8 protein-coding genes are annotated in these 13,100 nt (G+C 56.6%); 1 reads left to right on the top strand and 7 read right to left on the bottom strand.

The annotated features are described in order from the left end of the window. Nucleotides 1-1,209, top strand: a 1,209-nt coding sequence (locus tag RMSM_RS20080; protein WP_040768405.1) for a phytoene desaturase family protein, incomplete at its 5' end; no start/stop codon positions are given. A 610-nt stretch (nucleotides 1,210-1,819) separates the two neighbouring features. Here the strand turns inward: RMSM_RS20080 and RMSM_RS20070 are convergent. From RMSM_RS20070 to RMSM_RS20040, 7 genes are all read right to left on the bottom strand, one after another. Beyond that, nucleotides 1,820-4,693, bottom strand: a complete 2,874-nt coding sequence (locus RMSM_RS20070; protein WP_008700286.1) for a DUF11 domain-containing protein — start codon at nucleotides 4,691-4,693, stop codon at nucleotides 1,820-1,822. A 224-nt stretch (nucleotides 4,694-4,917) separates the two neighbouring features. Next, the gene (locus RMSM_RS20065; RefSeq protein ID WP_008700284.1) at nucleotides 4,918-6,879 is read right to left on the bottom strand and encodes a mu-protocadherin; all 1,962 of its coding nucleotides are present in this window, start codon (nucleotides 6,877-6,879) and stop codon (nucleotides 4,918-4,920) included. A 303-nt stretch (nucleotides 6,880-7,182) separates the two neighbouring features. Next, a complete protein-coding gene (locus RMSM_RS20060) occupies nucleotides 7,183-7,527 on the bottom strand; it encodes a rhodanese-like domain-containing protein (RefSeq protein ID WP_008700282.1) in 345 nt (114 codons plus the stop codon). A 55-nt stretch (nucleotides 7,528-7,582) separates the two neighbouring features. After that, nucleotides 7,583-8,443 carry an ATP phosphoribosyltransferase gene (hisG, locus tag RMSM_RS20055; RefSeq protein WP_008700280.1) on the bottom strand — a complete coding sequence of 287 codons (861 nt, stop codon included), beginning with the start codon at nucleotides 8,441-8,443 and terminating at the stop codon, nucleotides 7,583-7,585. 35 nt (nucleotides 8,444-8,478) lie between these two features. Continuing rightward, a complete protein-coding gene (locus tag RMSM_RS20050) occupies nucleotides 8,479-8,835 on the bottom strand; it encodes a phosphoribosyl-ATP diphosphatase (protein ID WP_008700278.1) in 357 nt (118 codons plus the stop codon). Nucleotides 8,836-9,019: 184 nt separating this feature from the next. Next, nucleotides 9,020-12,559: a DUF7133 domain-containing protein gene (locus RMSM_RS37160; protein ID WP_008700276.1), complete on the bottom strand. Its 3,540-nt coding sequence runs from the start codon at nucleotides 12,557-12,559 to the stop codon at nucleotides 9,020-9,022. Nucleotides 12,560-12,609: 50 nt separating this feature from the next. Continuing rightward, nucleotides 12,610-13,100 (bottom strand): discoidin domain-containing protein (locus RMSM_RS20040; protein WP_040768401.1); only part of this gene is annotated, 491 nt, incomplete at its 5' end.

The raw sequence follows: 13,100 nt of genomic DNA, 5'->3' as shown, positions 1-13,100 counted from the left end.
AAAGGCGACAAGAAGGGGCCGTTGGCGAAGTTGATTCGCCAGCTTCGTTTTCGTTGGGAAGATTTCAAGTTGGCCGAGCAAAACGGATCCTCGATCCGTTTCCCCGACATGTCGCTGGATTTTGACAACGACATCACTCAGCTCGAAAACGAGATTGCCGAAAAATTCCCAGGCCAAATCGATGGCTTTCGATCGCTCTGTGCCGCGCTGCTGGATTACAGCGATATGGACGGTGACGACCCTAGCTTTATGCGGTCCGCTCGCGAGGTGATGGCAACTCATCTGTCCGATCCGCTATTGATCGAAATGTTGCTCTGCCCGTTGATGTGGTATGGCAACGCCCGCGAAAATGACATGGACTTTGGTCAGTTCTGTATCATGTTCCGCGCCTGCTATTTGGAAGGCTTTGGACGTCCCTACAAAGGGGTTCGTTTGATCCTGAAGAACCTGGTCCGCAAATTTCGCGGACTCGGTGGCGAATTGAAACTTCGCAGCGGGGTTTCAAAAATTCATGTCGACAATGGTCGCGCCGTCGGCGTCGTGCTTGATGACGGTACGGTGATCGAAGGCAAGCGGATTTTATCGTCTGCCGGCAATATCGAAACGTTGCGGATGTGTGATGACATCAGCGAAGTCGACGTGGCACGCGCAGGCAAGTTGTCGTTCATCGAGTCGATTTCGGTGCTGGACAAATTGCCCAAGGAGATTGGGTTTGATCGCACGATTGTGTTCTACAACGACAGCGAGCGATTCCACTGGGAACGTCCTGAGGACCGATTGTGTGATGTCCGCACCGGTGTGATCTGTTCACCGAACAACTACGTTTACGACGCCGACGAAGGCGAATTGCCAGAAGGCGTGATTCGAATCACCACGCTGGCCAATCACGATCATTGGTGTGCGTTGCCCGAGGCAAAGTACCGCGCCGAGAAGGTCATCCAGTACGATGCGGCGATCGAATCAGCGGTACGTTTCATGCCTGATTTCCGTCGTCACGTTGTCGATACCGACGTCTTCACTCCCAAGACGATTCGCCGCTTCACCTGGCACGACAACGGTGCCGTCTACGGCGCGCCGGACAAACAGCTTGATGGTACGACTCACCTGCCCAACGTCTTTCTGTGCGGCACCGATCAAGGCTTCGTTGGCATCGTCGGTGCGATCGTCAGCGGCATCAGCATGGCCAACCGCCACTGCCTGCAAGTCTAGCCGAAAGGCAGTTCGCGTTAGTTGCCACCTCTCCCAAAACGTAGTTTAGGGAGAGGACGAGCAGAGCCTTCAGCGATGCTCGGGTGAGCGGCGTCCAGCAACATTCTGGTTCTCTGCGTCTCGCCCCGCTACGTTGAAATCGTTCGCACCTGCCCCGCCACTAGCGTCCAACGTGATCGTTAGCGGTTTTGGCCAACGCTGTGAAGAATTTCTTCGTATAGGAAAACGCGAATTTACTGTAGCGAAAGTCGCAGAGACTTTCGGCCGTGCGAGTAAAACCGAAACTCTCAGCGAGTTTCGCTACGAAAAAATGCTTCACAGCGTTCGGTTTTGGCGCTAGCCACCGTTTCGTTGTCCCGTGACATACGCCCGTCAAAAAGTGTGCACCGAAACCGGGGCTAGCGCCCAAGACGGCCAACGTGATCGTTAGCGGTTTTGGCGCTAGCCACCGTTTCGTTGTCCCGTTACATGCGCCCGTCAAAAAGTACGCACCGAAACCGGGGCTAGCGCCCAAGCGGTTCAACCTCGTGCTCAGTCGAGCTTCCAACGAAAAAAGCCCCTGCGGTTACCAGGGGCTTTCATTAAATCGTGAGTTCGAATCGAACCGGTCTTAGCGGTCCGAGTACACCATCGTGCTCTCTTCTTTGGTGACAGGCACGGCGGATTGATCGCTGGTGACGATCGCTTTGACGATGTGAGTACCTTCGGCGACACCGCGGACTCGGACGCGATAAACCAATTCGCTGTTGGCAGCGAGCAGCGGTTTCGGAGCGAAGAACAGGCCGCCACGGCCGTCTTCTTGTGCGTCACCATCGGAGGCAATTCGTTCGATGCCCGGTGGCAATTGAAGTTGAACACGTACGTTGCTGTCGTCACGCGAACCACTGTTTTTGACGCGGATTTCATAGATCGATTCACCGCCCACTTCGATCGGATCAGCCGAATCAGTGATCTGGAATGTCATCTCAGCAAGCGATTCGACGGTAACCGAACTTTCACTCTTGGCGATCACGCCCAGATCCGCTCGGGCATCCAGGACGATCTTGCGATTGCCCTCTTCGACTGGCAGCAGTGTCAAAGGAACCTGGCCACGTCCGCCCGTCGGTAGACTCTCCAGATACCACGACACGGCATGTTGGGCGGGATCATATTGACCTTCGAAGTCGGTGCTGACAAAGGTGAACCCACGATCGAGTTGTGCTTTGATTTCGACATGCGTTGCGTCCGCAGTACCGTTGTTGACGATTTCCAATTGGTAGGTGGCTGGGCGTTCCAAGAAACGGCGAGCCGGACCCGAAAGAGCAACTTGGATATCCGGAGCAACCACCTCGACGTTGACGGTATGTTCGGTGGTCAAGCCATCGTCGGCAACCAAGCGAATAGTGTTTTGGATCCTTCCGGGTGCAACGGCTCGCATCCGCAGCACTTGATGACGAGTTTCGCCGGGGGCTAATTCGCCCAGCAAGTTGTCGAGCTGTTTGCCTTTGGGGTGTTCCAGTCCATCGGGAACATCTTCTTGAACGACCACGCCTGTGGCGGCTCCGGTACCCGGGTTAGAAACTTCGACTTCGATTTCGAGTTGTTGTCCAATCAGCACTTGCTCGGGAGCGTGCTGTACGACTTTCAATTCAGGCCGAGTGCTCATGGTGCGTACTGAAGCGGCGGCTTCGAAAGTCACACGAGCGACACTGCCGAGTTCACCTTCTTGTTCGGGGACCAATTGCATGGTCACGGTGCGTTCGTCACCGGCTGGCATCGCACCGAGTTCCCAAACAAGGATTTCGCCTTGTTGTTGCGGAGCCGGTGATGCATCGATCATCCGCATGCCTTGCGGGACACGGTCATGAACTTGGACGTCAAGTGCTTCGACCGAGCCAACATTCTGAACGTGAATGACAAACGATGCAGGCTTGCCGACTTTGACTTCGCTCGGAGCCCGTTTTTGGATCACGATGCTTGGGGATTGGACGCCTTCGAGTCGGCGATCGCCAGGCGAGGCAAGCGTTTCGGCTGGATTGACGCGGACCGGTTGCGCCGCAATCGGGGCGTCAAATTGTTGAGGAACTGCTGCCGCAGAGGCTGGATTCGTCATGCCCGGTTGCAGCGTTCGCGAGGCGATTCGCTCGTTGCCGAGGTTGCCGCCAGCGTTGTAGGCCGGCGCTTCGGCGGGATAGGCTTGCGGGGCTGACATCGTCGCCGCCGGAGCCGCATTGGTAGCGGGGCCATAGTTTGCAGCAGGCCCGTAGTTTGCGGCAGGGCCGTAATTGGCAGCAGGGCCATAGGATTCGGTTTGCCCGTATGATTCGGCAGGGCCGTACGATTCGGCTGGGCCGTAAGGGGCCACTGCACCGTTGGCGGCGGCCGGGCCACTGGGGATTGTGGGGTCATTTCCGGCAAACGAGCCCGTGGGCCCTTCATTCGCTTCGGCGCCAGTGCCAAACGAAGGCGACGTCTGCGGGCCGGCGGTGGCCGCGGGTGTCATCGTTTGTGCGGCAACAGCAGGTTGTCCGTAATCGTCTTGCGGGGCAGCGTCAACGCCGGCAGCTTGGTTGTCGCCTGCGTTGGTTTGGGCAGGGACTTGAGCAGGGAACGATTCGGGGCTGTCATACGCCATCGCCGGAGCTTCACCGCGAAGCGAATTGTCACCGCGAAGCATGTTGCTAGGTTGTTCGGATGCTACAGCGGGATTGGCGAAGCTTGGCGATTCATCGGCAGGTGCCATCATCGCGGCGGCCGTCGGCAATTCGGTCGTTGCGGCTCCCTTGTCGCCCGCGTCGGAAGCCCCGGTGTCAGTGTCAGACGTTGGAACGTCCATCGCCATCACGGCGTCATTTTGTATTGTGGTATCAGCGGGAGCGGATTCGTTGATCCCCATCACTGCGGCTGGCAATCCCCAGCCAGTGTTTTCCGTGGTCGGCATCGGCTCGGCTGCGGCTGCATCCGCAGCGGGCGGATCAAAACTTGGTACTTCGAAATTGGCAGCATCGGGCGTGGCGGTGGGGTCTGGTGTCTGCGGAGCCGCGCCATCGAACGAGGGAGCATCAAACGAAGGGGCATCAAACGAAGGGGCATCAAATGAGGGAGTGTCGACGGGACCTGCCCCGAGTGAATTCGGCAGCGGCATCGAGTTGGCAGGACCATTTGCCGGTTCGGTGTACTGGACTTGCGCCACGCCACCGTAGTTCGCGGCGGCATCGGACGACGCCGAGCCGCTGATCGGCGCGACTTCGCCTAGCGGACCCGCAGGCATGCCAGAGAGTAGGTTGTTGGGACCGGCGGCAGGATCACTCGCTTCGCTATTGGCCGTGGTTTCGGCTTCGATACCAACGATCGGAGCCGGCAATTGGCCCGGTGCGGCTGCGGCGGCCAAATTCCAGTCGGATTCGTGGCGATCGCTACGGTCTTTTTGGGCTTGCGCGGCTGCTAGAGCTCCGAGCAAAATCGTAATCGCACCAGCGGCAAGTCGTACGCCAAACGGTTTCATGGGTCGCAATCCTTCGCGAGAAAACTAGCCAAATCTTTTGGCTTCGAACCTATCGTTAGCAAATTACCGAAGGCTAGCGAAAGAGCAAAACCGAAAAAACGTGCCGGATTAGCCCACCGAAGCACCAGAGTTTTGACTCATTCGCTTCGCCGCCACCAAGTCGTGAAACTGATGACGCAGGTTTTTCAGCCAGAAAGCAAGATACACATTGCCGACAATCGAAATCAGCAGCAGGCCGTTAAACAGCGGTTGAGCTGCGACCGTTTTAGCCGGCGCGGCGTTGCGTGAATACGCGGCACGTTCGGCTGCCAGTGCGGCTTCACGAGCGTCCGCATCGCTATAGCGACGGTCGAGGTCCGAGGGAGAACGAACGTCATCGCCGGTGCCACGATTCGGGGGCGCGTACGTTTGGCCTGAACCCGTACCACCCGCGTTCGCTGAGTTGCGTGGCGGAGGATTGGCACCCGGGGTGTTGGCATTCGACTCGTAGCCGTCCGGAACCCGCGAAGGGGGCGCTGCGTTGCCTGCGGATTGGTCGGCGAGGCGTGTTGTGTTGGTGTATTGTGTTGGAACGACGCGGCCATAGCTATCCAGTACATTGCCGTCGCGGTCGATCGGACGCCCATAGGCATCATAGCTCCATCCACCGGGGGGAATTTGGCTGCGTCCGTGCTGGAAAGACGAGGGTCAGTAGTGGCGTTTGTGATCGCCGACGCGGCGGTGTCGTCGTTAGGAAACGATTGACCGTACGTTCGGCTGTTCGGGGCACTTGCACCGGTATTTGCAAAATTGCTGCTCTGCCCTGCCGAGGGCAATGGAGTGGATTGGCCGTAGGGATACGGAGATGAGGTTTGATTGTGGATCGGACTGTTCGCGTTGGCTTGCGCTCGTGCCGCCTGTTCACGTGCGGCCTGATCGCGCGCCGCCTGCTCACGCTCGAATTGCTGACGTTGGTAGGCAGCTTGTTGCTCTTGTAACGCCCGTTCTTGTGCTAGTCTTTCCTGTGCAATTCGCTCCTGTGCAGCCCTTTCTTGCGCAGCACGCTGTTGAGCGGCAGTGTCGTCGGAGGTCCGGCGAGTGGTGTTCAGCGCATCGGGCAGTCGTCCAAAGGTCGGCGACGTTCCGAGTCCTGAGGAGGGAGTATTGGTGCTGCGATTCTCAGTGATGGAGCGTGGATCGGTCGAGGGATTACTCACCGGATCGGTTGACGGACCACCCGACATATTGGATTGGGATCGCAGGTTCATCTGGTTCAAGTCTTGCCAATCTTTGTCGCGACCACGAACCATTTCACGACTGTCTGTCGGATCGGTCGAGGGACCACTGGCGAGGGATCGATTCGCTGAGCTGGATCCACTGGGGTCAGTTCCGGTGAACGATGGAACATCGAATCGATTCGCGTCGGGCGAGCCGACAGCATCCGCCGGTTTATTGTTGCCACTCGAGCCACTGGCGGCTGTAAAATCGAATCCATTGCGAAGGGCGTTGCCGGCGCGGTTGACCATTCCGGTGGCGGCATCCTCGGCACTTTGTGCGGCGCGATTCATTGCAGCGTCAAGTTCCCCACGCGTGCGGTTGCCGAGATCTTGAGCAGCATCATTCAATCCGTCACGGACGTTGGCTGCGGTGTTTCCCGCTGCCTCTTGTAGCGATTGAGGAAGTGCCGAGCTGGGAAAACTGAGCCCGGGACCGGCGGCTGAGGGACTCGCGTCAGGCTTCATCATCGCTTCCGCTGGGCCGCTCGCAGGAATTCCGGCCAATTTGTTTTGCGCACCAAGCAAACCGGGGATCGGCTGCACCGCTGAGTTCACCGTCATTTGCGGAATCGGAATCGGTTGTTCGTCGCTGGCATCAAAAGCGTTTTGATTGCGATCACGCCGCGTCTGAGTTTCGACGATCGCGGACTTGGTCCCATTGGCGGAGACGGGAACTTCGTGACGCAGTTGCGAGATCGCAGAGGGCGTCTCGCGAGGCAAGCGTTGGTTCCCCACACGGATCACGACGCGGCTGACATGCCCTTGAACCTGAGGGTCGATGACGCTGCTGACCTCACCCGATTCCTGCAGTCGATCAATCTGATCAGCTGGGACTTGGATGATGTACTCGACACCTCCACCACCATCGGGTTGCCAACCATAGGTGACTCCGATCGCAGCGAATAGCAGTAGCACGGGGACTCCGCCCATTGCTTCAATCCTTGAACAAGTGCAAAAAAACGACCGCGAAGCGTCTTGCGTTTGCACCAGTGGACGATTCAAAAAAATTCAAATCATCTTGGACAAGACCACTTTTGCGCGACTAATGCTGGCGATGATAACCCCCTGAGCCCTTGTCGGTAAAGAGACATTTAGTGGGCAATTCACGCGGTATTTGAGGGTCCTGGTAAACAGGGCGATTTGGGTGGAATGCTGGCCGCGTGGTTTGATTTTGCTAGCAATTGCGAAGGAGTTCGGTACGCTTGGCGGACCGCATCATGACGCTGAGATTGTTTAGTAGCGATTGACCGAAGCGTCGATCTGTTGGCTCCACACATCGATCCCGCCATCCATGTTTTGCACCTTGGTAAAGCCGCGACTACGCAGCGCTTCGGTCACTTGCAAACTGCGGCCGCCGTGATGGCAATGAACGACGATCCGGCGGTCTTTGTGTTCTTCGAGTTCGTGCACGCGAGATCCGATCTCACTGAGCGGCAACAAGGTGCTGCCGGTAATCTTGGCGACCGCGTATTCGTTGGCTTCGCGAACATCAAGCAACAAGAAGTCGTCACCTTGTTTCAACATTTCTGAAACGGTTTGGACGTCGATTTGGATCGGCAGTTCGCTAGATTGGGACATGAGCAGTAGGAGAACTGTGTAGAGAGGAGTGAAGCGTGGTGGTTGGTTTTCTTCGTTACAATCGGCAGTTGGACAGCGTGGTTTCAAAGATTGCCGAGGCACCGAGCTTTTCGAGCTGTTCCATCGCGTCGATCACCTGTTTTCGCTGAACCATCACGCGGACACTGCACCAATCTTTGTCTTCGAGCGCGTTAACGGTGGGCGAGTTGAATCCGGGAGTGATCTTTTCAGCGTCGGCCAGTTTGGCCCGGAGAATATTGTATTCCAGCAGCGAGTAATCTCGGGCGATCACGACCCCTTCGAGTCGCCGAACGACGCGGTCGGCGGTCGCTTTGTCGCGGCATTGGTCGTTTTGAATCAGCACGGTTTCGTAGGAATCAATTTCGTCGAGGATGCGAAGCCGATTTGCCGCCAGCGTGCTGCCGGTTTCGACCAGATCGACGATCGCGTCGGCGACGCCCAATTGGATCATCACCTCGACGCTGCCGGTCAGCGAGACGAGGTGAGCTTCGGCATTAAATCCAGCCAAGTAACGCTGGGTGATCGCAGGGAAACTGGTGGCAATTCGCTTGCCGTTAAGTTCCGCGGCTGTCGTGATCGGGGCATCTTCGGGAACACAGACGGCGAGTCGACAGCGGCCGACCCCTAATTTCATTCGCAGTTGGACATCGGCGCCGGCTTCTTCGACGAGGTCGCTGCCGGTGATTCCCATGTCGATCGCACCTTCGGCACAAAGCGTCGGGATATCATCGGTTCTCAGGAAGATCAAGTCGATCGGCAAACCGCCCACTCGAGCGAATAGCCCACGGGATTGGCGGCGAAACCGCAGCCCGGCTTGATTGAGCAGATCGCCTGCAATTTCGCTGAGCCGTCCTTTGCTAGGCAATCCGATTCGGAGATTGTTTTCCGTGTCCAAAAGATTCTGCTTTCTTGTGCGCTCTAGATAGGTGATTACTCGGCGTTTGAGCCACTGTTTTTGCCGCGACTCGCTTTTTCGACAAGCCCCGATGTTCCTTCGCGGCGGCCCAATTCATTGGCCACTTCGCTTAGATCGACCCCTTTCCACGCCAATAAGACCATGGCGTGGTAGATCAAATCGCCTGCTTCGTAGACAAAATGCTCGCGTCCGGCGTCGCCTTCCTCGCTTGCCGCCTCGATCATTTCTTCGGCTTCTTCACGAATTTTCTTGCCGATTTTCTCGGGCCCCCCGTCGAGCAGCTTCGTCGTGTACGAGCCTGCGGGCCGATTTTCAGCGCGTTCTTGCAGCGTTTGCATCAAACGGACGAGCGGATCAAGCGAGTGAGACATGGGGATCAAGTGCGAACAGGGGGAACGGGGGCAGATCTGGTAGCGAAAGTCGCCCAGACGTTTGTCAATCGAGCGGACCGGCGGAACTAAGGCCTAGCCTATTGTCCCTGCACCAATTGGCAACCGCACCCCACCAACGCAGGCCTCGTTTTGCCCCAAATATCGGCTCAATCGCCCGTTTTACTCATTCGCCCGTGGCCTCGGTCGCGGATTGTTGAGTCAGCAAGAAGGCGACGACACGCTGGATCTGCTGAGCCGTCATCGTTTCCGCAAAATTTGCGGGCATCAGCGACTCGGTCGAGTCTTTACGCTGTTCAATACTGTCGGTTGCGAGCGAGAATTCCTTGCCGGTTTGGTCCGCGATCACCACCCGACCGCCCTCTTCACGCCGCAGCAATCCGGTCACGATGTTGCCATCAAGCGTGAGGATTTGAGTCATCCGGAACGCCACATCGACATTTCGATTCGGATCGACGACGTCTTCGAGCAACCGCTCGACACCTCGGTTGCCAACGCCATCGAGCTGCGGGCCGACGACACCACCCTGCCCTGCAATCTGGTGACATGTGGCGCATTGCTGTTTAAAGAGAGCTTCGCCCTCGGTAGCCCCGTCGGTCGAAAAATCATCTCCCATTCTTTCACGCAGCTGGACCAGCAGCTGAGTCGTTTTTTTATCCTCAGGCGGCAGGTCGCGTGTGAGTTCGGCGATTCGTTTTTTTTGCTCGGATGTTGCATTCCGCTGAATCAATTCAGAGATGCGAACGTCTTTTAACAATCGAGGCGACGCCTTGCCGAGCGAAATGTGGGAAAGCAGCAATTCAATACCGAACGATTTTCGAGCGAGTCCTGCGGAGATGGCTCGCTGAAGTTCGTGCGGAGACGTTTCCAAACCGCCAGCAAGTGAGTGGTGTGACACTTCGCTGCCAAGATTCGCGAGTGACTCGGCTGCAGCAACGCGAAGTTCGTTCGTTTCGCTACTGTCGGTCAAAATGCCATTCAAGATCGGGACGATCGAGGCTTCGTCGCTTAACCGCAGCGAACTTGTCATGGCTTGTTTGCGAATCTTTGGCGATTGATTTGCGTCGCAGGCAAGTGATGCGACCACGGCAGCATGTTCGGTCAATCCAAACTCACCCGCCAATTCGACGATCCGGTCACTGAATTTGTCTTCGCTGATGGTCACGACCGCAGGTTCGATTCGTCCGACGGCGACCCAGGCGTAAGCATCAGCTTGGTCTGCGTCAACAATTTCAATAACAGCGGTGCGGCCAGCGTGTTCCGTCAAGTCCCACGTGTACTGCACGGCAACATCGCTTCGCGGTGGCGATTGTTTCGCAATCGTCTGGCCCGATTCGAGATCGACTAACCGGACCAAGTTCTTTTGGGTGTCAGGCGAACCGAGGATCCCGTTGTGCCCACACATCCAAAACTGAATTTGCGTGGGAACCGTGAACGGTGGACTTCGCAAGATGCCGGTCAAGCTTTCGCCAGCAGAGATGCTGTCCCAAAACAACGCTTGCGAATTTCCGTCAGCCGATTTTCGCTGACGAATTCCCCACGGCGATTCAGACGCTGTGATCCCGGGAACTTGATGATTGGCCCAGTGCGAGGGACTCGCTGCGATTTGACCAAGCAATTCTGCGGCGATCTCGGACCACCAAACGCGGAGCGGTTCGGATTGATCGAGTGATTTACCGCGATGCTGCATTCCATTGGCAACCGCCTCCAGGATCTGAAATTGGGAGTTTGCATCGCTGGCGATTCGCTGCTTTGTGATCGAGAACAATTTTGCAACTTGGTCGTCGGTTCCATGGTTGCCGATTTGGGTGGCGATACGATCGGCCCACGCTTCCGGATTTGTTGTGGTCTCCAGCAACGTTAGACTCAGCCCTGCGGCATGATCCCCGTCGGTCACCGCCGACACCTCGATCAATCGCTCGCGAAGATCGTCCTCGATCGATTCGAGTGGTAACCCCGTGATGACCTGTTTGCTGAGAAGGTGATCGCGAAGTGACAACCGAAGTGTGTGATGCAAATGGGTGTCGTCGGCCGGTGTCGTTGCCCACGTCTGCAGTATCGCTTTGACATTGTCGCAAGCGGGATGTCGCCCCAATGCATCGACGGCGGCACGTTGAACAAACGCGTCGCTGTCGTGCAATGCGGCTCGAGCCAGCGACGACTCGGTGGCGGTCCATTCAATTCGCTCGGCCAGCATTTTCATTAAGTGAATTCGAACGATCGCAGCCGGATCGTGGGCAAGTCGTTTAAGCGTTTCGTCGTCGAGGGATTTTGTCCGCTCGAGTACCCATAAGCCATGAGCCCGAGCGGTCGCCGTGTTGCTTGACTCGACCGCGTCGCGGACTAAGCCGAGTGATTCTTGGTTGGCACGATCGACCAAGAGACTCGTCGCCAGCGTTCGTACTTGCAAATTCGGGTCGGACAATCGATCGACAAGTTCATTTGCAGACAGTTGCGTCAAATCCGTCGGACTCAGCTGGACCGGCGTCGTCGCATCGCCTTGGTAAACGACTCGCCAAACTCGACCGTGGGTCCGGTCGCGATCAGGATGGTCCAGCGGCGCCTCGTAATGTCCAATCACCAAGTTGCAAAAATCGGCGATGTAAAGTGCTCCGTCGGGTCCGACAATCGCATCAACGGGACGAAACCAGGGATCGTTGCTGGTAATGAAATCAGGCTGCGTTTGACACAGCAAGGTCGATCCTACCCGCGTCAATTGATCGCGATGAACTCGTCCGGTGACGGGGTTACAGATAAAAAGATTGTCGCGAAATTTCTCGGGGAAATGCTCGGCAGCGTAATACGCGGGGCCGCAAATTCCAGTGGACCCATGTTGGTGATCGATCATCGTCGGGCCATATCCGATCGGCGGCGGATTGCCACTAAATTGCGGATACGTAGCGCCACGCAGCAGTTGATAGACCGGCTTGGAATGGCAGTCGGAATTGAACAGGTTTCCCAACGGATCAAACGTCATTCCAAACGGGTTCACTTGGCCTGCTGTCCACAGTTCAAAGTGCGATCCGTCGTCGCGAAACCGATACGTATTTCCTGAATGCAGTTTCACCACATTCCCGCTGGCGTCGCTGACTTCACTGTGGTTTGAAAAACCGTGGCAACCATAAATCCAACCGTCAATTCCTCGGGTGAAGGAGCTTGCGTTACCATGGACGTCGATGTTTCCAAATCGCGTGTACCGCGTCGTGATCGCATCGGATTGTCCGTCGTGATTATCATCGACGACGTGAAAGATCGAAGGGATGGCATAAACCAGTGCTTCGCTGCCATCATCCAGCGGGACATTGCCGATCGGAATGTTTAGCCCGCTGGCAAAGTGAGTGATTTGCTGGGCAGATCCTCGAGGTCCAATCTCAACGACCGTCAAACGATCACGTGGCGGGTTGTTGCCGCCGCCAGCAAATTTCCCGCGGTCTGGCTCGACTCCTTCGCTATGTGCCGGATAGGGATATTCGACAGAATGCGTCAACCACAGACGCCCTCGCGCATCGAAATTCAAGTTCATTGGTTGCCCGATGTCGGGATCACTCAATACGAGTTGAATTTCAAAGCCGTCGGGCAAATGAAACAGGCTCACCTGATCGTCGGTCGACGGTGGTGTGGGCTGTGCCATCGCGAGCGAATTCGCCGCGATTACGATGGCAATCAAACCGCTGAGCAACGCGAAGACACGAATCGAGGACGCCATTGACTTTAGTCCTTCCCATTTTGTGAACGCGGCAACACAGGATACTCAAACTATTGCGCTCGATAGACTTCCACTTCGCTGGTGAAGGCGAACGTGTTGTTGTAGCCGCCAACCAAGCTGGAATGATGGTCGAGGTAGGTAAGCCGGACAAATCTCGCCGTGCTGTCATCAAACTCGATCACGGCCCGTTCGGCTTTGCCTTGTCCAAACGAATGCGAGCCGACCTGTTGAAACGTTTTTCCATCCTCGCTAACCGAGATTGCCACGGTTTTGGTCGATCCCACCTCGGGAACACCAAAGCGGACAAGATTGATCGTTTGCGTCTTTTTTAGATCGATCGTGACCGATTTCGGGAACTCATCACTAACCCCTGTGGCGAAGCATTGAGGATTGCGGTTGCCCCACACGCCATCGGTCAGTCCTGTGTTCCAGCCCCAAGCGTTTTCGTCACTCGATTCCCAAGTGCATCCCAGTGCAACATTGTAGCCAAGCGATGGATCGATCGGCCAATGGGTGTGGAACGAGCACGCGGGTAGCCCGT

Source organism: Rhodopirellula maiorica SM1 (genome assembly GCF_000346295.1).
GTDB lineage: Bacteria > Planctomycetota > Planctomycetia > Pirellulales > Pirellulaceae > Novipirellula > Novipirellula maiorica.
The sequence above is the reverse complement of the archived record's forward strand: the minus strand, read 5'-3'. Positions and strand labels throughout refer to the sequence as shown.

Coding starts and splice junctions, on each gene's coding strand:
- RMSM_RS20060 (WP_008700282.1), bottom strand. CDS start 7,527: ATGTCCCAATCTAGCGAACTGCCGATCCAAATCGACGTCCAAACCGTT.
- RMSM_RS20070 (WP_008700286.1), bottom strand. CDS start 4,693: ATGAAACCGTTTGGCGTACGACTTGCCGCTGGTGCGATTACGATTTTG.
- RMSM_RS37160 (WP_008700276.1), bottom strand. CDS start 12,559: ATGGCGTCCTCGATTCGTGTCTTCGCGTTGCTCAGCGGTTTGATTGCC.
- RMSM_RS20050 (WP_008700278.1), bottom strand. CDS start 8,835: ATGTCTCACTCGCTTGATCCGCTCGTCCGTTTGATGCAAACGCTGCAA.
- RMSM_RS20065 (WP_008700284.1), bottom strand. CDS start 6,879: ATGGGCGGAGTCCCCGTGCTACTGCTATTCGCTGCGATCGGAGTCACC.